The organism is Streptomyces sp. NPDC031265 (assembly GCF_055570295.1).
The window spans coordinates 1-25,740 of sequence record NZ_JBVIHM010000013.1 but is presented as its reverse complement, the minus strand read 5'-3'; the positions used below and the strand labels follow the sequence as shown (position 1 = coordinate 25,740).

Genomic DNA, 25,740 nt, shown 5'->3' with positions numbered 1-25,740 from the left:
GGTTTTTTTCCGGGGGCGGTATGCCCCCTTCCTTGGCGGCTGGCGCACCCCCCCATGAAAAGGTTTTTCCCGGACCCCCCCCCCCCCGTCCCCCAACGCCTTTTCTGCCGTCCGCCGCACCCCCGTCCCCACGGGGCTGAAAATGGCCGGATGTCCCCGACCCGGTCCGCTCTACCGGGTCCGGGGCGCCGCTCAGCGCCCCAGCATCACGCCCACGGACGACGCTTGTGTGGCCACCGCGTCCCAGCCGCCGAAGACGACTGTCAGCAGGGCCGCCAGGGGAAGGGCCATGGCCGTCGCCACCAAGGGGTGGCGCGGGCCGGACCGGCGGACACCGAACGCCGCGGCGTAAGCCCTGCGTCCTTGCGTGCGGAGAACCGTCCGCGTTGCCGTGTCCGCCATGGTCCCTCTCCTGTCGATCGGGCAGCGGCGGGCGTCTGACCTCGGGGGACGAGTGCTGCGCCCGCCGCTTGACCTCAACATTAGGGAAACGGCGGACGCCGGGCGTCATGCCCTCGTACCGATTGCCGGGCCTCCCAGGGGATGAGTGCGTCCCCACTCTCGTACTCCCCTGGGTGGAGACGCCGTCCTAGGACTTGGGGTCTTCCCGGAGGGGACGGGCCTGCGCCTCCGACGCGTCCTCCCTGGGGACGGGCTGCTCGACCAGGGCCAGGACCCGGTTCGCCATGAAGCGCGCGGTGCGCACCACCGTGCCACTACGGGTGACTTCGCTCACTTCCACCACCCCTCTGCGGACCGCCGTCTCCACCCTGCGACCCGCCCGGCTTGCCACCACTTCGTACGTCCGTGTCGTGTCACCCGCGTCCACGACTATCTCCACGCGGTCACCCTTCACTGATCCAATCCCCCTTCTGCGACGGACGGTTGAGATCACGCTCGCGCCAGCTCGCCCCGCACGGCGGCTTGCTGACCACTCTTCAAGTTTCCCACCGGGCACTGACAATCGATGGGTGCGCGAGGGCGCGGCCTATGAGCACACCGGCCCGGGGGTACGTAAGCTGTGCCACGTCAACAGGACCGGGCAGCGGGGATGAAAATGGCGATGATGCGGCTCCGGCGCGAGGACCCGCGTGTCGTCGGCTCGTTCCGGCTCCACCGGCGCCTCGGCGCGGGTGGCATGGGTGTCGTCTACCTCGGCTCCGACCGGCGCGGCCAGCGGGTCGCGCTGAAGGTGATCCGGCCGGACCTCGCCGAGGACCAGGAGTTCCGCTCGCGCTTCGCCCGCGAGGTGTCGGCGGCCCGGCGCATCCGCGGCGGCTGCACGGCCCGGCTGGTCGCGGCCGACCTGGAGGCCGACCGCCCCTGGTTCGCGACGCAGTACGTGCCGGGCCCCTCGCTCCACGACAAGGTCGCCGAGGAGGGCCCGCTGGCCGCGTCCGAGACCGCCGCGATCGGCGCCGCGCTCTCCGAGGGCCTGGTGGCGGTCCACGAGGCCGGTGTGGTGCACCGGGACCTCAAGCCGTCCAACATCCTGCTCTCCCCCAAGGGCCCCAGGATCATCGACTTCGGCATCGCCTGGGCGACCGGCGCCTCCACGCTGACCCATGTCGGCACGGCGGTGGGATCGCCCGGCTTCCTCGCACCCGAGCAGGTGCGCGGCGCGGCGGTCACGCCCGCCACGGACGTCTTCTCGCTGGGCGCGACGCTTGCGTACGCGGCGATGGGCGACTCGCCCTTCGGGCACGGCAGTTCAGAGGTCATGCTCTACCGGGTCGTGCACGAGGAGCCGCAGCTGCACGGGGTGCCGGACGCGCTGGCGCCGCTGGTGCGGGCCTGCCTGGCCAAGGACCCGGAGGAGCGTCCCAGCACGCTCCAGCTCTCGATGCGGCTCAAGGAGATCGCGGCGCGGGAGGCGCAGGGCGGCGGCCTGGACGCGCGCCCGCCCGCCCAGCGCGACCGCTCCGAGGCGGAACGCGCCACCGGGCGGCTGAGCGAGCGCACCGAGCGGTACGAGCACGACGAGCGCACCCAGCGCTACACCGACACCGGCCGGGGCACTGGCGCGGGCCAGCGGGCGCAGGCCCCGCGCACGGGCGGCTCGCGCCCGCCCGCGCCCCGGTCCGGCACGCACTCCCCCAGCCGTACCAACGGCCGCCCCGGGCCCCGTACCGGCGCCCGTACCGGCACGGGCCGGCTGCGCCCCGCCAACCCGCGGCTGCTGCGCCAGCGTCTGATCGTGTTCTTCGTGGTCACACTGATCGTGGCGCTGGGGATCGCGGCGGCGCAGCAGTTGTAGCGAGCGTTACGCGGGGCGGCCCGTCGCCACCGCGTAGAAGGCGACGGCGGCGGCCGCGCCCACGTTGAGCGAGTCGACGCCGTGGGCCATCGGGATGCGGACCCATTCGTCGGCCGCGACCAGGGCCTGGGTGGAGAGCCCGTCGCCCTCCGCGCCGAGCATCAGGGCCACCTTGTCCAGCCGGTGCGGCGCCGCCTCGTCGATGACGGAGGCCTTCTCGTCCGGGGTGAGGGCGAGCAGCCGGAAGCCCGCCTCGCGCACGGTCGCCAGGCTCTTGGGCCAGGCCTCAAGTCGCGCGTACGGGACGGAGAAGACCGCGCCCATGGAGACCTTCACCGAGCGGCGGTAGAGCGGGTCGGCGCAGTCCGGCGAGAGCAGCACCGCGTCCATGCCGAGGGCGGCCGCGCTGCGGAAGATCGCGCCGATGTTGGTGTGGTCGTTCACGGCCTCCATCACCGCGACCCGGCGGGTCGTCGCGAGGATCTCCTCGGCCGTCGGCAGCGGCTTGCGCTGCATCGAGGCGAGGGCGCCGCGGTGCACGTGGTAGCCGGTGACGCGCTCGGCGAGGTCGGGGCTGACCGCGTAGACCGGCGCCGGGAGCTCGTCGATGACGTCGCGCATGACGTCGACCCACTTGGCGGAGAGCAGCATGGACCGCATCTCGTAACCGGCGTCCTTGGCGCGTCTGATGACCTTCTCGCCCTCGGCGATGAACAGGCCCTCGGCGGGCTCGCGCCTGCGCCGCAGCTCGACGTCGGTCAGGCCCGTGTAGTCGCGCAGGCGCGGGTCGTCGGGGTCGTCGATGGTGATGAGATCAGCCACAGGGTGATACTGCCTTGTCCTGGGTGTGGTGCCAACGGCCCGGACCGAGATCCGTTACCGCGGGTTACGTAGTGGGTCGGGCAGGACCCACGGCGACGACGTCACCGATCACGATGACGGCCGGCGGCCGCACGTCCTGCGTGGTCACAGTCTCCCCCACGGTGGCGAGGGTCGCGTCGACCCGGCGCTGGGCGGCGGTGGTGCCCTCCTGGACGAGGGCCACGGGCGTCTCGGGGTTCTTGCCGTGGGCGATCAGCGTCCGGGCGATCGCGCCGATCTTGTCGACGCCCATCAGGATCACCAGCGTGCCGGTGAGCCGGGCGAGCGCCTCCCAGTCGACGAGCGAGCGGGCGTCGTCGGGGGCCACATGGCCGCTGACCACGGTGAACTCATGCGCCACGCCCCGGTGAGTGACCGGGATCCCGGCCGCGCCCGGCACCGAGATCGAGCTGGAGATGCCCGGGACGACCGTGCACGGGATGCCCGCCTCGGCGAGCGCGTGGAGCTCCTCCATGCCGCGGCCGAAGACGTACGGGTCACCGCCCTTGAGCCGGACCACCGCCTTGCCCGCCTTGGCGTGCTCGATCAGCGCGTTGTTGATGGCCTCCTGGGCCATGAACCGGCCGTACGGGATCTTCGCGGCGTCGATCACCTCGACGTGCGGCGGGAGTTCGTCGAGCAGGTCGCGCGGGCCGAGCCGGTCGGCGATGACCACATCGGCCTCGGCGAGCAGCCGGCGGCCTCGCACGGTGATCAGGTCCGGGTCGCCGGGGCCACCGCCGACCAGGGCGACGCCGGGGGTACGGGTGCGGTGCTGCGGGGCGACCAGGGTGCCGTCGCGCAGGCCCTCGACCACCGCGTCGCGGATGGCGGCGGTGCGGCGGGGGTCGGGGGCGCCGCCGGTGAGCACGGCGACCGTGACGCCCTCGCTGCGGCCGGTGGCCGGGGTCCAGGCGGTGGCCTGGCCGGCGTCGTCGGAGCGTACGCACCAGACGCGGTGGCGCTCGGCCTCGGCGGAGGCGAGCCGGTTGGCCTCGGTGTCGCTGCTGGCGATCAGGGCGTACCAGGCGTCCGCGAGGTCGCCGTCCTCGTACGGCCGGCGGTGCCAGGTGATCTCGCCGGTGTCCGCCATGGCCTCGACGGAGGGAGTGGCGCCGGGGGAGACCAGGACGATGTCGGCGCCGGCCGCGATCAGGGCCGGGAGGCGACGCTGGGCCACCTGGCCGCCGCCGATGACGACTACGCGCCGGCCGGTGAGACGCAGGCCTACGGGGTACGCGGGGTGTTCTGCCATGGCGGGTGGCTCCTGGTGCGGCGTCGTCGGAGGCCGGGGCGTCGCCCCGGACCCCATTGTCTGCGGACCGTCGCCCGGCGCGCCCCCCGTTCCGTACTGCGGAACGGGCGGGCACACCGGGTACGACAGTGGCTACTTCTCGGTAACTCCGGCCGAGTCGAAGGTCGCGACCTCGTGCATCGCCCGGGCCGCGCTCTGGACCAGCGGCAGGGCGAGGAGGGCGCCGGTGCCCTCGCCGAGGCGCAGGTCCAGGTCGACCAGCGGGCGCAGGCCCAGCTTGTTCAGGGCCGCGACATGGCCGGGCTCCGCGCTGCGGTGGCCCGCGATGCACGCCGCCAGGGACTCCGGTGCGATGGCCCGGGCGACCAGGGCCGCCGCACCCGCGCTCACGCCGTCCAGGATCACCGGCGTACGCAGCGAGGCGCCGCCGAGGATGAAGCCGACCATGGCGGCGTGCTCCAGGCCGCCGATCCCGGAGAGGACGCCGATCGGGTCGGCCGGGTCCGGGCTGTGCAGCTCCAGGGCGCGGCGGACAACATCGACCTTGCGGGCGTGCGTCTCGTCGTTGATGCCGGTGCCGCGGCCGGTGACCTCGGCCGCGTCGACACCCGTGTAGAGGGAGATCAGGGCGGCCGACACGGTGGTGTTGGCGATGCCCATCTCGCCGGTGAGGAGCGCCTTGTTGCCAGCCGCCACCAGGTCGCGGGCGGTCTCGATGCCCACCTCGACGGCCGCGATGACCTCCTCGCGGGTCATGGCGGGCCCGGTGGTCATGTCGCCGGTGCCGGGGCGCACCTTGCGGGGCAGCAGCCCCGGGGTGGCCGGGAGTTCGCTCGCCACGCCCACGTCGATGACGCAGACCTCGGCGCCGACCTGGTTGGCGAACGCATTGCAGACCGCGCCGCCGCCCAGGAAGTTGGCGACCATCTGGCCGGTGACCTCCTGCGGCCAGGGGGTGACGCCCTGGGCGTGCACACCGTGGTCGCCCGCGAAGATCGCCACGGCGGCGGGCTCCGGGATCGGCGGCGGGCACTTGCGGGAAAGGCCGCTCAGCTGCGCGGCGATGATCTCCAGCATGCCAAGCGCACCGGCCGGCTTGGTCATCCGCTTCTGCCGCTCCCACGCCTCGCCGAGCGCCTTGGCGTCCAGCGGGCGGATGTTGGCGACGGTCTCCTGGAGCAGGTCGTGCGGGTCCTCGCCGGGCAGCGCGCGGCGGCCGTACGTCTCCTCGTGGACCACCCAGGACAGCGGGCGCCGCTTGGACCAGCCCGCCTGCATCAGCTCGGGCTCCTCCGGGAACTCGTCCACGTACCCCACGCAGAGGTACGCGACGACCTCCAGGTGCTCGGGCAGGCCGAGCGCGCGGACCATCTCCCGCTCGTCGAAGAAGCTGACCCAGCCGACGCCGAGGCCCTCGGCGCGGGCGGCGAGCCAGAGGTTCTCGACGGCGAGCGCCGAGGAGTACGGGGCCATCTGCGGCTGGGTGTAGCGGCCCAGGGTGTGGCGGCCGCCGCGGGTGGGGTCGGCGGTGACCACGATGTTCACCGGAGTGTCGAGGATGGCCTCGATCTTCAGTTCCTTGAACTGCTTGGCGCGGCCCTTGGGCAGCGACTTCGCGTACGCGTCGCGCTGGCGCTGGGCGAGCTCGTGCATGGTGCGGCGGGTCTCGGCGGACCGGATGACCACGAAGTCCCAGGGCTGCGAGTGGCCCACGCTGGGGGCGGTGTGCGCGGCCTCCAGGACGCGCAGCAGCACCTCGTGCGGGATGGGGTCGCTGCGGAAGCCGTTGCGGATGTCGCGCCGCTCGCGCATCACGCGCAGCACGGCCTCGCGCTCGGCGTCGGCGTAGCCGGGGGCCGGGGCGCCCGGCTCGGCGCAGGCGTCCTCGTCGTCCGCGTCGGCGCTCCCGGGCTCCGGGGCCGCGTCGGTCTGGAGCGGCTCGCCCTGTTCGACGGCGTCGGCGGCCGGGGCAACCGGGGTGATCTCCTCGGCCGCGTCCTCGTCGTCCTCGATGATCACGGGCGCGGGCGCGGCCTGCTCCGGCCCGGCCTCGGCGGCCAGGGGCTCGGGCTCGTCCGTGACCAGCACGGGAGCCGGTGCCCCGGGGGCCGCCGGGACCGTCTCGGGCTGCGGCTCCGGGACGGACTCGGCACGGGGTGCGGGCACGACCGGCGGCGCGGCGGCCGGGACGGGCACGGCCTGCGGCTCGACCGCGTCCAGCACCTGGACCTGGACCTGGACTTGGCCCTGCTCCTGGACCTCGGCCACGGGCCCGGCGGGCGCCGGCGCCTCCACGGGCTCCACGGCTTCCGGTGCCACGGCGACGGGCTCGGCGACCGGCTCCGGCACCGCCGCGACCGCGACGGGCTCGGCCACGGCTTCCGCGACCTCGTTCTCCTCCACGGCCACGGGGCCCACGGCCACGGGCGCCACCGGCGCCACGGGCTCGACGACCGGCACGGCCACCGGCTCCGGCTGCCCGCCCTCGGGCTGAGAGGGCTGCACTGGCTGAGGGATCTGCGGCGGCGCCTGCGACGGCTCCGACGCGGCTGCCACGACCGGCACTGCCACCGGCTCGGCGACGGGCACCGGGGCGGGCTCGGGTACGGGCGCGTGCTCGGCAGCGGGTGCGGCGACCGGCTGCACCGGCGACGGGGCCAGATGCGGCCCGGTCGGGACCGAGCCCTCCACCGCCACGAACTGACCGACGGCGGGCGGCTGTACGGCCGGTACCGACGCGACGGGCGAGACCGGCGGCAACGGCGCCATCACCGGCGACGGCTGCTCGGCGGCGACGGCGTGGACGGGCACCCCGGCCGCCACGAACTCCTCCGGGACGACCGTTTCTGCGGGGCTGACCAGCCCACTCTGTGACTGCTGGGGTTCAGGCTGCGCAAGGGACGGCTGAGGCTGCACGGCCTGCGGCACAGCGGCCTCGGCCCGTACGGGCTCGGGCTGCCGGATCCGCTGGGCCGGCTGCGGCTCGGGCGCGGGCTGCGGCGCCGGGGCCTCCACGGCCTCCTGCGGCGGCACGGACTCCCACGGCGTCGCGCCCTGCGGCGGGAGCTCGCTCAGCTGGGGGGCGGGCCGGGGCGCCGCCGCCTCCTCGCGGGGCACGTCCAGGTATTCGGGGCCGGCGGTCGGCGGGCCGGGGGTGCCTGCCGGGGCCGGGTTCGCCGGGGCGCCGGCGGCCGGGCCGCGGTCGGCGAGGGACCGTACGACACCGCCGGAGGCGTCGGGCACCTGCGGGCCCATGTGCAGCGGGCGGCGCGGGGGCGGGGGCGTCGCGGACTGGGCGCGGACGGCGCCCAGGTCCACCGAACCGGAGTCGCGTCCGCCGGCCTCGTGGGCGCCGGGCTCGGCGGGCTGCTCCGGGGCGGGGGCGGCGGGGGCGGCGTGCGCCGGGGAGGGCACCGGCACGGGGGCCGCGAGCGGGGCGGGCGCGGACTGCGGGTCGATCCAGGCGCCCTGGGCGCCGGGCATCAGCAGGAGGTCGTCGTCGTCCGCGCCGAGCGCCGAACCGTCGGAGGGGTCGAGGAAGGTGTACGCGCCGGGAGCGGGGACGCCCGGCTGCTCCACCATGCCTGCGTCCTCCGGCAGTCCCTCGCCCGGGACCTGGCCGGTGTCAGTCATGCGTACCCCTCGCCCATCTGTAGTGCTTCCTCGGCCTGCGCCCGGGGACCGCCCGCACACGGCGCGCCCCGCCCCCGTCAACAAGAACGAGCGGGTCCGCCGCGCGGTGCGAACGTCCCGCGAACACAAAGCATTCTCGCGGGAGATCGCCGACCTGGCGCCCCGTCTCGGCCACGGAACGTGTGGGGTGCGCCACGTTGCGCTTCCCCAGGATCCGACGTACCGCGACAGGGTCCAAACCGGTCCCCATTCCGGACATTGACGAACCTAGCGCCGAACGGCCCGGTGCGGTACAACAGTCGGCCAGCCTACCCCGGACGACACGCCGGAGAGATCACAGGGACCTTTCCCGGCGCCTTCCGGAGAGCAGGAAAGCGACCGAGCGTTCGCGTTCCGACCAGGCGCTCGTGTCCAGCTCGACGGACTGGAGGAGGGCGCACTCCACGTCGTACCCGCCGGCTTCGAGGGCGGCCCCGATCGCCTCGGCGCCGTCGCGGGTGGTGGCGTGCGCGACGATCCGTTCCGGGCGGCGGTCGGCGCACGCGGAGACGACCTCCGCCCCCCCGCCGCCGACGCGGACGACGTCGGGCTCGGGCAGCGACTCCAGTACGTGCGGGGCGCGGCCCGCCCGTACCTGGAGCTGGACGCCGAAGCGGCGCGCGGCGGCCTCGGTGCGGGCGCAGGCGTCCGGGTCGGCGTCGACGGCGATGACGGCGGCCCCGAACCGGGCGGCCTCGGCGGCCAGCGCCCCGCTGCCGCAGCCGATGTCCCAGACGAGGTCGCCGGTGCGCGGGCCGAGCCGGGCCAGCTGGGCGGCGCGCAGACCGGCCGATTCGCCCGGGCCGAGCCCGTCCCCGTACTCGTGCGCGGGCAGCGCCCAGCCGCGCACCTGCTGCGGGTGGCCCGGGTCGCGTCCGGCGATCCAGCCGGATCCCGGTACGGCGCCGTGGCCGCCGCCGCCGATCACGATGACCAGGTTGGGGTCGCGCCAGGCGTGGTCGGCGACCTTGTCGGAGGTGAGGACGGTGACCTGCTCGCGCTCGCTGCCGAGCTCCTCGCAGATGACGAAGGTGCGGTGGACGCCTTCGAGGAGCAGGGCGAGCTCGGCGGGCCCGGCGCCGGGCGAGGTGAGGACGGCGACCTTGTTGTGCGCCCGGCACACGTTGACGGCCCGGCGCAGGGTGCGGCGGTGGGCGACGACGATCTGGGCGTCGTCCCAGGGCATCCCGGCCCGGGCGAACGCGGCAGCCACAGCCGAGACGGCGGGCACCACTTCGACTTCCAGGCCGTGCTCGGGGGCGCGCAGGGTGCGTACGACGCCGAAGAACCCGGGGTCGCCGTCGGCCAGGACGACCGCGCTGCCGCGGTGGCCGGCGATGCGGCGGGCGGCGAGGTCGACGCTGCCGAGGCGGATCCGCTCGGCGCGCGGCGGCACCTCGGGCAGCGCCAGGTGGTGGGCGGCGCCGGCCACCAGGGTGGCGGCGGACAGCGCGGACCTGGCCGCCGAGGTGAGCGGCGAACCGTCCCAGCCGATCACCGTGACGCGGTCGGCCATCGTCGTCAGTCTCCTGGAGTTGTCGCAGGCCGGGGCGGCCCCGGTGGGCCCGGCCACGGTGAGAGTACCTGGTGCGGCGGGGGTGCGGTCGGGCGAGCGAGGGACGGGACCGACTCAGTTCCAGTCGGCGTACGAGGCGTATCCGGCGTCCGCCAGCTGGTCGGCGACGCCGTCGAGGTCCTCGGGGAGCAGGCTCCACACGATCAGGTCGGTGCGGATGTCCGCCCAGCCGCCGTCCTCCGTCTGCGTCCGCGCTATCCAGGCGTTGCGCAGCACGCCCTCGCTGATGCAGCCGATCTTCTGCGCGACCTGCTGGGAGGCGGTGTTGTCGGCGGCGGTGCGCAGCTCGACGCGCTCGAAGCGCTGGTCCCGGAAGAGCCACTGCGCGGCGGCGAGCACGGCCTCGGTGGCATAGCCCTCGCCGCGCGCCCAGGGGGCGACGACGTAGCCGACCTCGGTGGCCAGGGTGCGCCAGTTGGTGTTCTGCAGGTGGATGACACCGACCAGGCGCTGGGTGAGGAACTCGGTGACGGCGAAGACGATCCCGCGCCCCGAGGTGCGCTCGGCGGGGGCGTGCAGGCGTACGAACTCCAGGGCGTCGCGGGCCGTGTAGGGCTGGGGCACGGAGGTCCAGGCGATGACTTGCTCGTCGTTCATCATCTCGATGTGCGCCGGGATGTCGTCCTCGTCGAAGGCGCGCAGCACCAGCCGGTCCGTGCTGATGGAGATGTCCGGGAACACCGGGGTCGGGGTAGTCATGTGCCGCTCCATGCCGGGGGACGGTCGTCAGGCCGTAAAGGCACAGCATGCAGCATCGGCGCGGGGATGTGCATGGCCGGGGGGACGCCCGGGAGGTGGACGACCACGCCGGGGCCCCGCGCACCGTGCGGGGTGCGGGGCCCCGGCGCGGTGGCGGGAACTGACCGGCGGGGGTCAGGACTTGACGGCACCGAAGGCCGGGATGACCGAACCCTGGTACTTGTCCTGGATGAACTTCTTGACCTCGTCGGAGTTGAGGAGCTGGGCGAGCTTCTGGATCCGCGGGTCGGCCTCGTTGCCCTTCTTGACGGCGAGGAAGTTGGCGTACGGGTTGCCGTCGGCCTTCTCCAGGACGAGCGCGTCCTTGGCTGGGCTGAGCTTGGCCTCGATGGCGTAGTTGCCGTTGATGACCGCGGCGTCGACGTCGTTCAGGGCGCGGGGCAGCGTGGCGGCCTCGATCTCCTTGAACTTCAGGCCCTTGCTGTCCTTGATGTCGGAGAGCTTGGCGGAGGTGCCGACGCCCTCCTTCAGCGTGATCAGGCCCTGGGAGGCGAGCAGCTGGAGCGAACGGCCCTCGTTGGTGGTGTCGTTCGGGACCGCGATCGTCTGCCCGGAGGTGAGCTCCTTGGCGGACTTGACCTTCTTGGAGTAGAGGCCGAGCGGCTCCAGCTCGACGTTCACGACGGGCACGATCGTCGTGTGGTTCTTCTTGTTGAAGTCGTCGAGGTACGGCTTGTGCTGGAAGAAGTTGGCGTCGACCTGGCCCTGCTGGGTCGCGGTGTTCGGCAGCACGTAGTCCGTGAACTCCTTCACCTCCAGCTTGAGTCCGGCCTTCTCGGCCAGGTTCTTCTTGACGAAGTTCAGGATGTCGGCGTGTGGGGTCGGGGACGCCGCGACGACGAGCGCCTTGGAGGTGTCGGAGGAGGCGCCCTTGGCGCTCGACGGCTTGGGGTCGGAGGCCGTGCCGCAGGCCGTGAGGCCGAAGGCGAGGGCGGCGGTGGCGGCGGCAGCGGCGGTGATCTTGATGTTGTTGCGCACGAAAAGTGCCTCTTTCTGGTGGTGCGGGTGGTCGCCCGGACAAGGAGTGCGGGCTCTGCGGAGGAAAGTTCAGGAGGTGCGGCCCCGGCGGGCCAGTAGCCGTACGGCGCCGTCGCCGATCAGCTGGACCACGGTGACGATGGCGATCAGCACACCGACGGTGATGAGCATGAACGGGGTCTCGAAGCGCTGGAAGCCGTAGGTGATGGCCTTGGAGCCGAGGCCCTCGCCACCGACCGCGCCGGCCATCGCCGAGTAGCTGACCAGCGTGATCACGGTGGTGGTGAGCGCGGCGATCAGCGAGGGAAGCGCCTGCGGGAGCAGCACCTTGCCGACGATGGTGGGGATGGAGCCGCCCATCGACTGGACGGCCTCGACCAGTCCGTGGTCGACCTCGCGGATCGCGGTCTCCACGAGCCGGGCGAAGAACGGGATGGCGCCGACGGCGAGCGGCACGATCATCGCGCTGGGGCCGATGAAGGTGCCGACCACCCAGGTGGTGAAGGGGATCAGCGCGATCAGCAGGATGATGAACGGCATCGAGCGGCCGATGTTCACGATCACGCCGATGACCTTGTTCACCGGGCGGTTCTGGAGCAGCCCGCCCTTGTCGGTGAGTACGAGCAGCACACCCAGCGGCAGTCCGCCCGCGACGGTGACCAGGCTGGACCAGAGCACCATGTAGAGGGTGTCGATGGTTCCCTGGGACAGCAGCGGCTGCATCTCGGACCAGCTCACTTGGCACCTTCCTTGACCGGGGCGGCGATCTGCGCCGGGATGTCCACTGCGGCGTCGGCCACGTCGGATTCGACGACGTCGACCTGGAGGCCCTGCTCGCGCAGGAAGCCGACCGGGACGACGTTCTCCTCGTACCGTCCGGGCAGCTCGATGCGCATCCGGCCGATCTGCCTGCCGCCGACGGTGTCCATCGCGGCGCCGAGGATCGAGATGTCGACGTTGTACGTGCGCGCCAGCTGCGAGATGACCGGCTGGGTCGCCGACTCGCCGTGGAAGGTCACGTCGACGACCGTCCGCTCGGGGCCGGTGGCCTCGCCGGTCACCGGGAACAGCTCGGCGGCGAGCTCGGAGCCGGGGGTTGCGAGGAGTTCGCCGACGGTGCCGGACTCGATGATCCTGCCCCGCTTCATCAGCGCGGCCGAGTCGCAGACCGTCTTGACGACGTCCATCTCGTGGGTGATGAGCAGCACGGTGAGGCCGAGCTGCTGGTTGAGGTCGCGCAGCAGCTGGAGGATGGAGCGGGTGGTCTCCGGGTCCAGCGCGCTGGTCGCCTCGTCGGAGAGCAGCACCTTGGGATCGCCGGCCAGGGCGCGGGCGATGCCGACGCGCTGCTTCTGGCCGCCGGAGAGCTGGGCGGGGTACGCCTTGGCCTTGTCGGCGAGGCCGACCAGGTCGAGGAGTTCGAGGGCCTTGCGGGAGCGCTCCTTGCCGGAGACGCCGAGGATCTCCAGCGGCAGCTCGATGTTGTCCTGCACATTGCGTGCGGAGAGCAGGTTGAAGTGCTGGAAGACCATGCCGATACGGCTGCGCGCCTGGCGCAGCTCCTTGCCGGCGCGGCGGCCGCGCCCGGCGAGCGCGGTGAGGTCGACGCCGTCGACGGTCACCGTGCCGGTGGTCGGCCGCTCCAGGAGGTTGACGCAGCGGATGAGGGAGGACTTGCCGGCGCCGCTCTGGCCGATGACGCCGAAGACCTCGCCCTCGCGGACATGGAGGTCTACGCCGTCCAGGGCGGTGACCTCACGGCCGCGCGACTGGTAGACCTTGGTGAGGCCCGTAGTGGTGATCACAGGATTTCCGTCACTGTCGAGTGCGCGGCGCGGTGTCCGCCGGGCACGGGGCATTCGTGTTCGGGACGCGTCACAGCCACATCGGTGGTAACCGGGAGGCATGGCGTGCGCGGGCATGGCTCATGGGTCTCGCTTCGGGGCGCGAGGCTCAGGCGGGGGCCCTCAGAAGGCGCACATTCGACACATACAACGAGCACCGGGCGTGTTCATCGCCTCGGTCGCAAGGGTGCGGCTGCTCGTCGTGGTCATGCACGAAGTAAAGCAGAAGGAGCGAAGAGCGGATCAACGCTGTCCGTATTCCGGACATCAATGGACCGCCATACGGACACCATCGGCACGACCGGCGGACGAGGAGGACGCCCAGGTCAACGCCCTCCTCCCCCGTCTGGCCTGGGCCGATGCTCCCGGCAACGCATCCCCGCCGACAGCGGCCGCGGCCTCCCGGGTGACGGCGTCCTGTGGCCAAGGCCACGGCGGCCCGCCCGCCCCGGCCGGTCCCGCCCGGGGCGGGCGCATCGGGTGCTTCGGGCCGTAATACGCTCGTTCTCATGCTTGACGCCCTGACGGTCGCGGTCGCCGCCGCCGCGCTCGCCCTCGCCGCCTGGTGCGGCTTCGCCGCCTACCGGGACCAGCCCACCAAGGACTGGCACTTCATCGGCATGGCCGTGGTCTCCGTGCTGGCCCTGGCCCAGCTCGTGGTCGGCATCGTGCAGCTGGGACGGGGCGAGCGGCCCGACCAGGGCATGGCGATCTTCATCGCCTATCTGGTGGGCTCGTTCGCGGCGGTCCCGGCGGCGGGTCTGCTCTCGCTGAGCGAGCGGACCAAGTGGGGCTCCGTGACGGTCTCGGCCGGCGCGGTGGTGCTCGCGGTGCTCGAAGTGCGTCTCTACGACATCTGGGGAGGGTGACCGTGGCCGAGTCCACCACCGAGTCCACGGGGCGGAACGAGTCCGACGGCAGGAAGCTGGGCAGCGGCCCCGGCCGCGTACTGGTCTGGTTCTACGGGGTGTTCACCGTCGCCGCCGCCTCCCGCTCGGTCGTCCAGATGATCCAGGACTTCGGCAAGGCACCGCTGGCGTACGTGCTTTCGGCCGTGGCCGCCGTGGTGTACGGGTTCATCACGTTCTCGCTGGTACGCGGCGGCGAGCGGCTGCGCCGCACGGCGCTGGTGTGCTGCGCCGCCGAGCTGGTCTTCGTCCTGACCGTGGGCACCTGGACGCTCGCGGACAAGTCCGCGTTCCCCGATGCCACGGTCTGGTCGGACTACGGCGCGGGCTACCTGCTCATCCCGGTGATCCTGCCGGTCCTGGGCATGCTGTGGCTGCGCAGGAACCGGGACGAGACGGCAGCCGCCCAGGCCTAGGGCGTGTTTCGAAAGTCCCGTCTGCCCGGCGGCGTCTGGCACGCACGCTCGCCGCGTTGTCGGGATCACCCCGATACAACCAGTATCGGGGCGACCCTCCGCCTTGCGATCGCACGCACCAGACGCCGCCGGGCCCGCCCTTCGGGCGGACGACGCTACTTTCGAAACACGCCCTAGGCGCTCGCGACGAACTCCCGGGCCGACGCCTCCTTCTCCAGGGTGACCAGCGACAGGCGGGGGCTCAGTGCCTCGGTGGAGACCTGCGCGTAGCCGTGCTTGCGGTACAGCCGCAGGTTGGAATCGCTGCGATGCCCCGTGAGGAGCTGGAACCTCTTGGCCGACAGCTGGCCGGCGAAGTGGTCCTCTATGGCGCTCAGCAGCCGGCTGCCCAGGCCGTGCCCCTGCATCCGGGGGTGCACGATCAGCTTGTCGATCCGGCCGGTGCCCGACGCGTCCACGCTGCCTCTGACCGAGGCGACCACCTCGTCGCCGAGCCGCGCCACCAGCGCGTACCCGCGCCCGAGCTCGCTGCGCAAACCGTCGAGCGTCTGGGTGAGCGGCTCGATGGAGTAGTCGCCGTAGAGCTCCGCCTCGCTCTGGTAGCAGAGGTACTGAAGCTTGAGGATCTGCTCGCAGTCGCCTTCACGCGCCGCAGAGATGATCACACTCATGCCCATGTGTGCATGCCTTCCGCTCACCTGTCCGCCGGTTGTCTAACGCTCCATTCCCCGCAGTCCAGGAGCAGCAACCTCCGCCGCGAGCATTCTGCGCAGGCATCCCAGGCAACGGGAACGCATCGGCCCCAGACTCCCCTGTGAGATATCCAACTCCCCTGCGATTTCGCGGTAGGTGAGGTCGCTGGGCGAAAGAAGTGCGGTCAGCAGGCGCGGGCAGTTCCCCGGAGTTCTGGCCACGGCCGTACGCAGAGCACTGCTCAGTTCCTCGCTCAGAACCTGGCGTTCCGGGCCTGTTTCCGGGTCGGCGGCCGGTTCAGCGGCGAACGGCAGTTCGCGCCGCGCCCGGCGGCGGGCCCGTCTCGCTTCCGCCCGAACGGCCCAACGCACCCACGGCACGGGGTCCGCCGGACGGATTTCCAGCAGACGCACCCAGACGTCCTGTTCGAGGTCGGCGGGGTCGACTCCGGCGCCCGGCGCCTCCGCGGCGGCCTCGGCGGCCAGCAGCGGGCTCAGCTCTTTGACGAGGTCCATGCCGGGCGGGACGCGACCACCGCGCGAGGCGGTTTCGACGGCGGCCGCATCTCACCCGTAAGTGAAGACTCGTATACGAGAGCTACCGGTACGGGGCTAGCGCTTCGCGCGGAAGTCCGCCGCGGCGAGCAGCGCGGTGTCCGCGTTGTCGGAGAAGACCGCGTCGATGCCGGTCGCGAAGTACGCCTTGAAGGCCCCGAAGGCGTCCCCGTAGGCGTTGGGGTCGGTGCCGCGCCGGAAGTCGGCGGGCAGGAAGGTGTTCTCGTCGCGCATCGTGTACGGGTGGAGGACGAGGCCGTGCGCGTGGGCGTCCGCGACCAGGGTGGTCGGCTTGGTGAGCCGGCCCGCCGCGTCCTTGGGGACGATCAGGTCCAGGGTCGGGCCGATGCCCTGCGCGTACGAGGCGATCCACTTCAGGCCCTCGGGCTTGACCAGGTCGTCGGTCGTGCGCGGGTCGCCGCTCACCACGAAGTCCCAGGGCCGGGTGCCGGTGCCGGAGAGCAGCACGACCGACGGGGTGTCGACCAGGCGGCTCAGCCGCTGGATGCTGCTGGGCTCGAAGGACTGGAGGAACTGCGGGGAGTCGGCGCGATGGCGTCCGTAGCGGCGCAGCAGCTTGGCGACCCGGTCCTCCAGGGGAAGGCCGAGACCCCGGAAGTAGGTGGGGTGCTTGGTCTCGGTGTGCAGCCAGATGCGACGGCCCAGGCGGCGGCCCTCGCGCTCGGCCCACTGGAGGACCTCCTCGAAGGTGGGCACCTCCCAGCGGCCGTCGTAGAGCGTGTTGCGCTGACGGACGGCGGGCAGCCGCTCCTTGGCGCGCAGGGTCTTGAGCTCGGCGAGCGTGAAGTCCTCGGTGAACCAGCCGGTGACGGCCACGCCGTCGATGGTCTTGGTGGCCTTGCGGGCGGCGAACCCGGGGTGGTCGGCGACGTCCGTGGTTGCGGTGATGTCGTTCTCGTGACGGCAGACCAGATGCCCGTCCTTGGTGGGGACGAGGTCCTGCTCGATCACGTGCGCGCCGAGGTCCAGGGCGTGCTGGTAGGAGCCGAGGGTGTGCTCGGGGCGGTACCCGGCGGTGCCGCGGTGCCCGATCACGTACGGGACCGGCAGGTCCTTGTACGTGCCGTGGCGACGGGCGTCGCCGTGCCCCTGCCGGGTCTGCGCGCTCGCGGCCGCGGCGGGCAGCCCGGCGGCCGCCGTGCCCAGAACCGCCGCGCCGAGCACGGTGCGCCGCCCGGGGCTCATCCGCTCACCCTGTGTCATGAACGCTCCTTGGAAGTGCCTGTTGTTCCGCGTGTCCCGAACCTGTCAACGGGAGGGGACGAGCGTAGGCGTACACCCCTTAAGGAGGGGAGCCCCCACGGCCAATGGGGGCGGAACGTGGCGTAAACACACGTCAACATCGCGTATCCACTCCGTGAACCCGATGTGCGATCAGACGCGGCCCGCGAGTATCGTCCTCACCTGCGCGGACCTCATTCCGCGCGGACCCCAGCCCACGACCCCGGAGGAAGCGTTGTCCCGACTCGCGCTCATCAAGGCAGTGCTCGGACCGATCATGCGCCTGATGTTCCGTCCGCAGGTGGAGGGCGTCGAGAACATTCCGGGGACGGGTCCGGTCATCCTCGCGGGCAACCACCTGACGTTCATCGACTCGATGATCATGCCGGTGTGCCTGGACCGTCCGGTGTACTTCATCGGCAAGGACGAGTACGTCACGGGCAAGGGTCTCAAGGGCCGGCTGATGGCGTGGTTCTTCAGCGGCGTCGGCATGATCCCGGTCAACCGCGACGGCGGCCACGGCGGTGTCGCGGCGCTGATGACGGGGCGTCAGGTCCTGGAAGAGGGCAAGGTCTTCAGCATCTACCCGGAGGGCACCCGCTCCCCCGACGGCCGTCTGTACCGCGGCCGCACCGGCATCGCGCGGCTGACCCTGATGACCGGTGCGCCGGTCGTGCCGTTCGCGATGATCGGCACGGACAAGATCCAGCCGAGCGGGGCGGGGCTGCCGCGGCCCGGCAAGGTGACGGTCCGCTTCGGCGAGCCGATGGAGTTCTCGCGGTACGAGGGCATGGACCGGGACCGCTATGTGCTGCGGGCCGTCACGGACTCGGTGATGGCGGAGGTCATGCGGCTGTCCGGGCAGGAGTACGTGGACATGTACGCCACGAAGGCGAAGGCGGCGTAGCCGCCGGTCTTCTGTCTTTCAGGGGCGCGGGGAACTGCGCGCCCAGCCACGCACGGTCCGCAGGCGAAGAGGTTGCTCTTCAGGTGCGGACCGTCTGTGGTTGCTCGCGCAGTTCCCCGCACCCCTTATCAGGCCGTCTGTCCACCGCGGACCGTGCTGGGCTGAGCGCCCAGTTCCCCGCGCCCCTTTGGGGCACTCGTGGCTGGGCACGACCGCGCGGCGAGCCGCTACAGGGCTCAGGGGTGCTCCAGGCCCTCCTCCAGTTTCTGGCCCCGCAACAGGAACCACGCCGCCACCGCCGTCGCGAACAGGACCGTGCTGCCGACGGCCGCGGCCGTCTGGAAGCCGTCCGTGAAGGCGTCCCGGGCGGCCGACAGCATCGGGGCCGCCTGCTCCGCCGGGAGTCGCGCGGCCGACTCCACCGCGCCGCCGAGCGAGTCGTGGGCCTCCTCGGAGACCCCCGCGGGCAGGCCCGCCGGGGCCTCGAAGCCGCGGTAGATGCCCGTGACCACCGAGCCGAGCAGCGCGATCCCGAGGGCCGCGCCCAGTTCGTACGCGGTCTCGGAGACCGCCGACGCCGCCCCGGCCTGCTCCTTCGGCACACTGGAGAGGATCACGTCGGCGGTGACCGTGAAGGCGAGGCCGGCTCCCAGGCCGCCCGCGAACAGCGCGATCCCGAGGGCGACGACCCCCGTGTCGGCCGTGATCGCCACACAGGCCGCGAGGGCCGCGCCCACCGCCGCCAGCCCCACGGCGACCGCGCTGCGCACCGAGGCCCGGCGGGCCGCATGGCCCGCCGCGAGTCCGGCGCCCACCGCGCCCACGGCCGCGGGCAGTTCGATCAGCCCGGCCTCCAACGGCGAGCGCCCCTGGACCAGTTGGAGGAACTGGGAGAGGAAGAACACCAGGCCGGACAGGCCCAGGATGGTCAGCAGATCGGCCAGGACCGCGCCGGAGAAGCCGCGGTGGTGGAAGAGCCGTATGTCCAGCAGCGGTGAGTCGAGCGTCAGCTGGCGGCGTACGAACCAGACCAGGGCCAGCACGCCCACCGCCGCCACCCCGGCGATCTCCACGCCGAAGCCGTTGGCCGCCGCCTCCTTCACCGCGTACACGATCGCGACCATGCCCACCAGCGACAGCAGGACGCTGACCACGTCCCACGGGCCCGGGTCGGGGTCGCGCGACTCGGGGAGCAGCTTGATGCCGACGAGCACGAGCACGGCCATCACGGGCAGGTTGATCAGGAAGACCGAGCCCCACCAGAAGTTCTCCAGGAGGAAGCCGCCGACGACCGGCCCGACGGCGGCGCCCGCCGAGGCCGCCGCGCCCCAGATGCCGACGGCCAGGCTGCGCTCGCGGGGGTCGTGGAAGATGTTCCGGATCAGTGCCAGGGTGGACGGCATCAGGGTCGCCCCCGCCACGCCGAGGAGCGCCCGCGCGAAGATCATCATCTCGGGGCTTGAGGCGTACGCGTTGAGCACCGAGACCGCGCCGAAGGCCACCGCGCCGCAGAGCAGCAGCCGCTTGCGGCCGATCCGGTCGCCGAGGCTGCCCATCGAGACGAGCAGGCCCGCGATGACGAACGAGTAGATGTCGCCGATCCACAGCAGCTGCGGGCCGGACGGCTTCAGGTCCTCGCTGAGGAACGGGGTGGCGAGTCCGAGCACGGTCGCGTCGACCGCGACGAGGAGCACGGCCAGTACGAGCACGGAGAGGGCGAGCCAGCGACCCGGTTGGCGCACATCATGGCCGGGCTTGACCCGCCGGTCGGTACTGGTCATTTCTCCACGCTCCGTCGCGCTCCGCCGAGCAGCAACTCGACGATCATGTACTGGAAGTCGTTGGCGGCGACCCGGCCGACCTGGACCGCCCAGGCGCAGGTGCCGATCAGGCCGTACAGGGCCTCGGTGAGCCACGCCGGGGTGAGGTCGATCCGGAAGTCGCCCTGCTCCTGGCCTCGCCGGAAGAGCGCGGAGACGCGGGCGTCGAGCCGGGCCCAGCCCTCGTTCATCTGGTCGCCCTCGAAGAGCTGGTTCTCGGTGACCAGGAAGGCGAGCAGCCCGGCCGCGGGCTCCACCTCGGCGATCAGCCGGCGCAGCGCCCCGGGGGCGGGTCCCTCGTCCAGCCGGGCCGCGTCCAGGGCGGCTTCGAACCGCTCGATGCCGAAGTTCTCCAGCGCCCTGACCAGCGCGTCGCGGCCGGCGAAGTGGCGGTGCAGGGTGGCGCGTCCGATGCCGGCGGCGCGGGCCACCTCGTCCATCGTGGCGGTCGATTTGCGGGAGAGCAGGGCGGCTGCCGAACGCAGTACCTGGTCGCGGTCCACTGTCATGAGACAACCATAGCCTGAATGAGACGCCAGTGTCTCATTCGAAAACCTGTCGACTCACGGCCCCTTGGCTCACTAGCCTGACGGGCGCCCCCTCAACACGCTCGGAAGGAACCCCAAGTGACCGACAACCGCGTCCCGCCGCCCCTGCTCGCCGGTGAGCGCGAGACGCTGCGGGCCTTCTTGGACTACCACCGCGCGACGCTCGCGATGAAGTGCGAGGGCCTGACCGACGACGAGCTGCGCGCGAAGTCCATGCCGCCCTCGACGCTCTCGCTGCTCGGTCTCGTACGGCACATGGCGGAGGTGGAGCGCACCTGGTTCCGCAAGGTCGTCAACGGCGAGGACATCACGCTGGTCTACTCGGACGTGAACGACTACCAGGTGGCGTACGACGCCAGCGGCGCCGGCCGGACGGACGCGTTCGAACGGTGGCAGGCCGAGGTCGAGCACTCCCGCCGCATAGAGCGCGAGGCCGAGTCGCTCGACGCGGTCGTCCATGCCTCCCGGTGGGACACGGACGTCTCGCTGCGGCTCGTGATGGTGCACGTGACGCTGGAGTACGCCCGCCACAACGGCCACGCGGACTTCCTGCGCGAGGGGATCGACGGGACGGTCGGGGCGTAACCGGCGTACGGGCGCGCAGCGGCAACGCAAAGGGCCCGGACCGCCTTCACAGGCTGTCCGGGCCCTGCCCGTACCTCGTCAGCGGGTGCTGCGCCGGCGCCTGCGCAGCAGCACGATCGGGGCCGCGCCGAGCAGGCCGAGCGCGGCGGGCGCCGCCGCCGCGACCGTGCCGATGCCCGACTGGCCGAAGGTGCTCGGCACCGGAAGCGTGTCCCAGCGGTTGATCGGCCAGGCGATGACGAGCGCGCGCCCGACGACCTTGTCGACCGGCACCGAGCCGCCGCCCGGCTGCTCCTGGTGGTAGCGGGAGTCCGCCGAGTTCTGCCGGTGGTCGCCCATGACCCAGATGCGGCCCTTGGGCACCGTGATCTTGAACTGGCTCTCCGGGTCCGTGCTGCACGGGGTGTTCCCGGCGAAGACGTACGGCTCGTTCAGCGCCTTGCCGTTGACCTTCAGGGGGCCGGTGCCCTTGCACTCCACGGTGTCCCCGCCGACCGCGACGACCCGCTTGATCAGGTCCTTCTCCTCGGCGGACGGCATCAGTCCGACGAAGCTGAGCACCTTCTGAACGGCGTTGGGCTGCGGCGTCGGCTCGCCCTGGAGCCAGTTGCCCGGGTCATGGAAGACGACGACCTCGCCACGCTCGGGCTCGGAGCCGAACCACGGCGTCAGCTTGTCCACCAGGACCCGGTCACCGCGCTGCAGCGTGTTCTGCATCGAGTCCGAGGGGATCGAGAACGCCTGCACCAGAAACGTCTTGATCAGCAGCGCGAGGATCAGCGCGATACCGATGAGCAGCGGCAGCTCCTTCCAGAAGGAGCGCTGCTTGCCGGTCTTCGGCGCGGTCCCGCCGGCCGGCACGGCCGGCTCGCCGTGCACCGCCTCGGACGCCGTCGCCGTGCCCTCGGTCCCCCGGGGCCGGTCGAGCCCCTCGGGTCCCTCGGGGCCCTGCTGGGGCCGCTCGGCCTCCCCGTGTCCTTCTTGCGCGCCGACCGCCACGTCCCCCACGTCCACTCCCTCACCGCCGAAGGGACCATCGTCGCACGAAACGGGTGCCGCTGATCTACATCGGCGGCCCGGTCCATCCGTACGGGGCATGCGCGGCGCGCACACCCCGTACCGGTATCTCATTTCCTGGCGGTGGCCCAGGCGTGCTGGACGGTCAGGTCGGCCTTGACCTCGGCGAGTTGGACCGCGACGGCCGAGGGGGCGGTGCCGCCGCGGCCGTTGCGGGACGCGAGGGCGCCGGGGACGTTCAGGACGGTCCGCACCTGCGGCGTCAGATGCTCGGAGATCTTGGCGAACTGGTCGTCGGTGAGCTCGTCGAGCTCGATGCCCTGCGCCTCGCAGACCTTGACGCACTCCCCGGCGACCTCGTGCGCCACCCGGAACGGCACGCCCTGCTTGACCAGCCACTCCGCGATGTCCGTGGCGAGCGAGAAGCCCGCGGGCGCCAGCTCCTCCATGCGCTCCCGGTTGACCGTGAGGGTCGCCATCATCCCGGTGAACGCGGGCAGCAGCACCTCCAGCTGGTCGCAGGAGTCGAAGACCGGCTCCTTGTCCTCCTGGAGGTCGCGGTTGTACGCGAGCGGCAGCGCCTTCAGCGTCGCCATCAGGCCGGTCAGATTGCCGATCAGACGGCCGGACTTGCCACGCGCCAGCTCCGCGATGTCCGGGTTCTTCTTCTGCGGCATGATCGAGGAGCCGGTGGAGAAGGCGTCGTGGAGGGTGACGAAGGAGAACTCCTTCGTGTTCCAGATGATGACCTCCTCGGCGATCCGGGAGAGGTTGACGCCGATCATCGCGGTGATGAAGGCGAACTCCGCCACGAAGTCGCGGGAGGCCGTGCCGTCGATGGAGTTGGCCGAGCTGCCGTGCTCGAAGCCGAGGTCGGCGGCGACCGCCTCCGGGTCGAGGCCGAGGCTGCTGCCCGCGAGCGCGCCCGATCCGTACGGGGAGACCGCCGTGCGCTCGTCCCACTGCCGCAGCCGCTCGGCGTCCCGGGACAGGGACTGGACGTGGGCCAGCACGTGATGGGCGAAGAGGACCGGCTGGGCGTGCTGGAGGTGGGTGCGGCCGGGCATCGCCACATCGTGGTGCGCCTCGGCGAGGCCGACCAGCGCGTCCTGGAGCTCGGCGACCAGGCCGCCGATGATCCGGGCGTGGTCGCGCAGGTACATCCGGAAGAGCGTGGCGACCTGGTCGTTGCGGGAGCGGCCGGCGCGCAGCTTGCCGCCGAGGTCGGGGCCGAGCCGCTCAAGGAGGCCCCGCTCCAGGGCGGTGTGGACGTCCTCGTCCGCGATGGTGCCGACGAACGAGCCGTCGGCGACGTCGGCCTCCAGGTGGTCGAGGCCGGCGATCATCCGCTGGAGCTCGTCCTCGGTGAGCAGGCCCGCCTTGTGGAGCACTCGGGCGTGAGCACGTGAACCGGCGATGTCGTACGGCGCGAGCCGCCAGTCGAAGTGGACCGACGCCGACAGCTTCGCCAGCGCCTCGGCCGGACCGTCGGCGAAACGGCCGCCCCAGAGCCGGACGTCACCGTTGTTGCTGCTCACAGCTGTTGCTCCTCACAAGGGTGGATATGCGACCGCCTCCCCGCCGCAGAGGATCGGGGAGGCGGCAATACCGACGAGTCGTCGTTACGTCAGGTCGACGTCAGGCTATGCCTGCAGATCACGCCGCGCGGCGATCTTCGACGAGAGGCCGAAGATCTCGATGAAGCCCTGCGCCTTGGACTGGTCGAAGGTGTCGCCCGAGTCGTAGGTGGCGAGGTTGAAGTCGTACAGCGACTCCTCGGACTTCCGGCCGGTGACGACGGCGCGGCCACCGTGCAGGGTCATCCGGATGTCGCCGGTGACGTGCTGGTTGGCCTCGTTGATGAAGCCGTCCAGGGCCCGCTTGAGCGGGGAGAACCACAGGCCGTCGTAGACCATCTCGCCCCAGCGCTGCTCGACCTGCCGCTTGTAGCGGGCGAGTTCGCGCTCGACGGTGACGTTCTCCAGCTCCTGGTGGGCGGTGATCAGCGCGATCGCGCCGGGCGCCTCGTACACCTCGCGGGACTTGATGCCCACGAGCCGGTCCTCGACCATGTCGATCCGGCCGATGCCCTGGCCGCCGGCGCGCTCGTTGAGCTGCTGGATCGCCTGGAGCACGGTGACGGGCCTGCCGTCGATGGCGACCGGGACGCCCTCCTTGAAGGAGATGACGACCTCGTCGGCCTCGCGCTGCTCGGCCGGGTTCGAGGTGTACTCGTAGATGTCCTCGATCGGCGCGTTCCAGATGTCCTCCAGGAAGCCGGTCTCGACGGCCCGCCCGAAGACGTTCTGGTCGATCGAGTACGGCGACTTCTTGGTGGTGGCGATGGGGAGGTTCTTGGCCTCGCAGAAGGCGATCGCCTTGTCCCGGGTCATCGCGTAGTCACGGACCGGGGCGATGCACTTCAGGTCGGGGCCGAGCGCGGCGATACCGGCCTCGAACCGCACCTGGTCGTTGCCCTTGCCGGTGCAGCCGTGGGCGACCGTGGTGGCGCCGTGCTTCTTGGCGGCGGCCACCAGGTGCTTGACGATGGTCGGCCGGGAGAGGGCCGACACCAGCGGGTAACGGTCCATGTACAGGGCGTTGGCCTTGATCGCCGGGAGGCAGTACTCGTCGGCGAACTCGTCCTTCGCGTCCGCGACCTCGGCCTCGACGGCACCGCAGGCGAGCGCGCGCTTGCGGATGACGTCCAGGTCCTCGCCGCCCTGGCCGACGTCCACGGCAACGGCGATGACCTCGGCGCCCGTCTCCTCGGCGATCCAGCCGATGGCGACGGAGGTGTCCAGACCGCCCGAGTAGGCGAGTACGACGCGCTCGGTCACGGGTTTCTCCTTACGGTGCATTCGGTGATGGGTATAACTATGCAGTGCTCCGTATGTTTTGTCAACGGGAGGTACGACGAGAGGGGGCGAGGGTCCACCGGCAGGCCGTCGGGAGACCGTCGGCCACACGGCTGGGGTAACGGTTCGGCCCCCTGAGAGGACGTCAGCGGTCGGGCCGCGTACGGTCTCGGGCATGATGCGTACCGCTCTCGCGCTCGGCGCGGCCCTGCTCGCGCTCGCGACCCCGGCCGCCGTGGCGGACTCCCGCCCGTTCCACTCGCCGCACCTGCCCAACCGGATGGCCGACACCGGCGGCGGCACCCAGCTGATCACCGCCGAGGCATCGTCCACCGGCTCCACCACGGGCACGGTGACCTGGTGGAACAAGCGCGGGCCGCTGTGGGTGGTGGCGGGCCGGGCCGACGCCAGGTTCGGCTCCAACGGCCTGGTCGAGGGCACCGCCCGCAAGCAGAGCACCAGCACCACCCCGACCGGCCTCTACGACCTGCCGTACGCCTTCGGCACCACGGCCGCGCCCGCCGGGACCCGGTTCTCCTACCGCCGCGCCACCGACAAGTCCTGGTGGTGCGAGGACACCGCCTCGCAGGCGTACAACCGCTGGGTGGAGGGCCTGCCCGCCGACTGCCGCGCGAGCGAGTCCGAGCGGATCACCGCCTTCCCCACGCAGTACGCCCGCGCCCTGGTGGTCGGGTTCAACTACGACCAGCCGGTGCGCGGGCGGGGTGCGGGGATCTTCCTGCACATCAACGGGAAGGGGGCGACGGCCGGTTGCGTGTCCGTCCCGGCGGACGCGATGGCCCGCATCCTGGCCTGGGCGGACCCGGCCAAGCACCCCCATATCGCGATCGGCACGGCGTCCGGGCCGACCGCGATCACGCGATACTGAACCGCCTCCCGCCTAGGGCGTGTTTCGAAAGTCCCGTCTGCCCGGCGGCGTCTGGCACGCACGCTCGCCGCGTTGTCGGGATCACCCCGATACAACCAGTA

The 25,740-nt window shown here is 72.0% G+C and carries 24 protein-coding genes; 6 read left to right on the top strand and 18 right to left on the bottom strand.

Annotation, left to right across the window (positions count from 1 at the left end):
- Nucleotides 1–192 precede the first annotated feature (192 nt).
- Together ACZ499_RS20745 and ACZ499_RS20740 are read right to left on the bottom strand one after the other, a co-directional pair.
- Nucleotides 193–402, bottom strand: coding sequence for a hypothetical protein (locus ACZ499_RS20745; protein ID WP_385539884.1), 210 nt, complete (start codon nucleotides 400–402; stop codon nucleotides 193–195).
- 187 nt (nucleotides 403–589) lie between these two features.
- Nucleotides 590–856 (bottom strand): hypothetical protein, encoded by a 267-nt coding sequence (locus ACZ499_RS20740; RefSeq protein ID WP_190089580.1) that lies wholly within the window; start codon nucleotides 854–856, stop codon nucleotides 590–592.
- Nucleotides 857–1,057: 201 nt separating this feature from the next.
- Here ACZ499_RS20740 and ACZ499_RS20735 point away from each other — a divergent pair, with 201 nt between their 5' ends.
- Entirely contained in the window at nucleotides 1,058–2,257 is a 1,200-nt protein-coding gene (locus tag ACZ499_RS20735) for a serine/threonine-protein kinase (protein WP_468676863.1), read from the top strand.
- Between the two features lie 6 nt (nucleotides 2,258–2,263).
- Here ACZ499_RS20735 and ACZ499_RS20730 read toward each other — a convergent pair whose 3' ends face one another.
- The 8 genes from ACZ499_RS20730 to ACZ499_RS20695 all read right to left on the bottom strand — a co-directional run bounded on the left by ACZ499_RS20730 (nucleotide 2,264) and on the right by ACZ499_RS20695 (nucleotide 13,163).
- Nucleotides 2,264–3,079, bottom strand: coding sequence for a TrmH family RNA methyltransferase (locus ACZ499_RS20730; RefSeq protein ID WP_468409051.1), 816 nt, complete (start codon nucleotides 3,077–3,079; stop codon nucleotides 2,264–2,266).
- Nucleotides 3,080–3,143: 64 nt separating this feature from the next.
- On the bottom strand, nucleotides 3,144–4,373 hold the full coding sequence (gene cobA, locus ACZ499_RS20725; RefSeq protein WP_468676861.1) for a uroporphyrinogen-III C-methyltransferase: 1,230 nt from the start codon (nucleotides 4,371–4,373) through the stop codon (nucleotides 3,144–3,146).
- A gap of 132 nt (nucleotides 4,374–4,505) precedes the next feature.
- Nucleotides 4,506–8,006 carry a nicotinate-nucleotide--dimethylbenzimidazole phosphoribosyltransferase gene (gene cobT, locus ACZ499_RS20720; RefSeq protein WP_468676859.1) on the bottom strand — a complete coding sequence of 1,167 codons (3,501 nt, stop codon included), beginning with the start codon at nucleotides 8,004–8,006 and terminating at the stop codon, nucleotides 4,506–4,508.
- 334 nt (nucleotides 8,007–8,340) lie between these two features.
- Entirely contained in the window at nucleotides 8,341–9,561 is a 1,221-nt protein-coding gene (gene cbiE, locus ACZ499_RS20715) for a precorrin-6y C5,15-methyltransferase (decarboxylating) subunit CbiE (protein ID WP_468677077.1), read from the bottom strand.
- A gap of 114 nt (nucleotides 9,562–9,675) precedes the next feature.
- Nucleotides 9,676–10,332: a GNAT family N-acetyltransferase gene (locus ACZ499_RS20710; RefSeq protein ID WP_468409057.1), complete on the bottom strand. Its 657-nt coding sequence runs from the start codon at nucleotides 10,330–10,332 to the stop codon at nucleotides 9,676–9,678.
- A gap of 162 nt (nucleotides 10,333–10,494) precedes the next feature.
- Nucleotides 10,495–11,358 (bottom strand): MetQ/NlpA family ABC transporter substrate-binding protein, encoded by an 864-nt coding sequence (locus tag ACZ499_RS20705; RefSeq protein WP_385539870.1) that lies wholly within the window; start codon nucleotides 11,356–11,358, stop codon nucleotides 10,495–10,497.
- Between the two features lie 69 nt (nucleotides 11,359–11,427).
- On the bottom strand, nucleotides 11,428–12,096 hold the full coding sequence (locus ACZ499_RS20700) for a methionine ABC transporter permease (protein ID WP_371651342.1): 669 nt from the start codon (nucleotides 12,094–12,096) through the stop codon (nucleotides 11,428–11,430).
- The gene (locus tag ACZ499_RS20695; RefSeq protein ID WP_468676857.1) at nucleotides 12,093–13,163 is read right to left on the bottom strand and encodes a methionine ABC transporter ATP-binding protein; all 1,071 of its coding nucleotides are present in this window, start codon (nucleotides 13,161–13,163) and stop codon (nucleotides 12,093–12,095) included. Before ACZ499_RS20695 ends, ACZ499_RS20700 begins: the two co-directional genes overlap by 4 nt.
- Before the next feature lie 548 nt (nucleotides 13,164–13,711).
- On the opposite strand from ACZ499_RS20695, the gene ACZ499_RS20690 reads away from it, so the two are divergent.
- Together ACZ499_RS20690 and ACZ499_RS20685 are read left to right on the top strand one after the other, a co-directional pair.
- Nucleotides 13,712–14,071 (top strand): hypothetical protein, encoded by a 360-nt coding sequence (locus tag ACZ499_RS20690; RefSeq protein WP_190089588.1) that lies wholly within the window; start codon nucleotides 13,712–13,714, stop codon nucleotides 14,069–14,071.
- Nucleotides 14,072–14,073: 2 nt separating this feature from the next.
- Nucleotides 14,074–14,526, top strand: coding sequence for a hypothetical protein (locus tag ACZ499_RS20685; protein ID WP_468409063.1), 453 nt, complete (start codon nucleotides 14,074–14,076; stop codon nucleotides 14,524–14,526).
- Between the two features lie 173 nt (nucleotides 14,527–14,699).
- On the opposite strand, the gene ACZ499_RS20680 is transcribed toward ACZ499_RS20685, so the two are convergent.
- From ACZ499_RS20680 to ACZ499_RS20670, 3 genes are all read right to left on the bottom strand, one after another.
- Nucleotides 14,700–15,203: a GNAT family N-acetyltransferase gene (locus ACZ499_RS20680; protein WP_468409065.1), complete on the bottom strand. Its 504-nt coding sequence runs from the start codon at nucleotides 15,201–15,203 to the stop codon at nucleotides 14,700–14,702.
- Between the two features lie 36 nt (nucleotides 15,204–15,239).
- Nucleotides 15,240–15,734 (bottom strand): sigma-70 RNA polymerase sigma factor region 4 domain-containing protein, encoded by a 495-nt coding sequence (locus ACZ499_RS20675; protein WP_468676854.1) that lies wholly within the window; start codon nucleotides 15,732–15,734, stop codon nucleotides 15,240–15,242.
- A gap of 96 nt (nucleotides 15,735–15,830) precedes the next feature.
- Nucleotides 15,831–16,997, bottom strand: a complete 1,167-nt coding sequence (locus ACZ499_RS20670; RefSeq protein ID WP_385539861.1) for a glycerophosphodiester phosphodiesterase — start codon at nucleotides 16,995–16,997, stop codon at nucleotides 15,831–15,833.
- A gap of 253 nt (nucleotides 16,998–17,250) precedes the next feature.
- On the opposite strand from ACZ499_RS20670, the gene ACZ499_RS20665 reads away from it, so the two are divergent.
- Nucleotides 17,251–17,922, top strand: a complete 672-nt coding sequence (locus tag ACZ499_RS20665; RefSeq protein ID WP_067155949.1) for a lysophospholipid acyltransferase family protein — start codon at nucleotides 17,251–17,253, stop codon at nucleotides 17,920–17,922.
- 236 nt (nucleotides 17,923–18,158) lie between these two features.
- Here ACZ499_RS20665 and ACZ499_RS20660 read toward each other — a convergent pair whose 3' ends face one another.
- Together ACZ499_RS20660 and ACZ499_RS20655 are read right to left on the bottom strand one after the other, a co-directional pair.
- Entirely contained in the window at nucleotides 18,159–19,703 is a 1,545-nt protein-coding gene (locus ACZ499_RS20660; RefSeq protein ID WP_468676851.1) for an MFS transporter, read from the bottom strand.
- Nucleotides 19,700–20,251 carry a TetR/AcrR family transcriptional regulator gene (locus ACZ499_RS20655; protein ID WP_468676849.1) on the bottom strand — a complete coding sequence of 184 codons (552 nt, stop codon included), beginning with the start codon at nucleotides 20,249–20,251 and terminating at the stop codon, nucleotides 19,700–19,702. Before ACZ499_RS20655 ends, ACZ499_RS20660 begins: the two co-directional genes overlap by 4 nt.
- 117 nt (nucleotides 20,252–20,368) lie before the next feature.
- Between ACZ499_RS20655 and ACZ499_RS20650 the strand changes: the two genes are divergently transcribed.
- Entirely contained in the window at nucleotides 20,369–20,875 is a 507-nt protein-coding gene (locus ACZ499_RS20650; RefSeq protein ID WP_468676847.1) for a DinB family protein, read from the top strand.
- Nucleotides 20,876–20,953: 78 nt separating this feature from the next.
- Here the strand turns inward: ACZ499_RS20650 and lepB are convergent, their stop codons facing one another.
- From lepB to ACZ499_RS20635, 3 genes are all read right to left on the bottom strand, one after another.
- The gene (lepB, locus tag ACZ499_RS20645; protein WP_468676845.1) at nucleotides 20,954–21,883 is read right to left on the bottom strand and encodes a signal peptidase I; all 930 of its coding nucleotides are present in this window, start codon (nucleotides 21,881–21,883) and stop codon (nucleotides 20,954–20,956) included.
- A 119-nt stretch (nucleotides 21,884–22,002) separates the two neighbouring features.
- Complete coding sequence (argH, locus tag ACZ499_RS20640; RefSeq protein ID WP_468676843.1) at nucleotides 22,003–23,430, bottom strand: argininosuccinate lyase; 1,428 nt, start codon at nucleotides 23,428–23,430, stop codon at nucleotides 22,003–22,005.
- Between the two features lie 105 nt (nucleotides 23,431–23,535).
- Entirely contained in the window at nucleotides 23,536–24,732 is a 1,197-nt protein-coding gene (locus ACZ499_RS20635) for an argininosuccinate synthase (protein ID WP_468676842.1), read from the bottom strand.
- A 196-nt stretch (nucleotides 24,733–24,928) separates the two neighbouring features.
- Here ACZ499_RS20635 and ACZ499_RS20630 point away from each other — a divergent pair, with 196 nt between their 5' ends.
- A complete protein-coding gene (locus ACZ499_RS20630) occupies nucleotides 24,929–25,639 on the top strand; it encodes a L,D-transpeptidase family protein (protein ID WP_468409209.1) in 711 nt (236 codons plus the stop codon).
- Nucleotides 25,640–25,740: the final 101 nt, after the last annotated feature.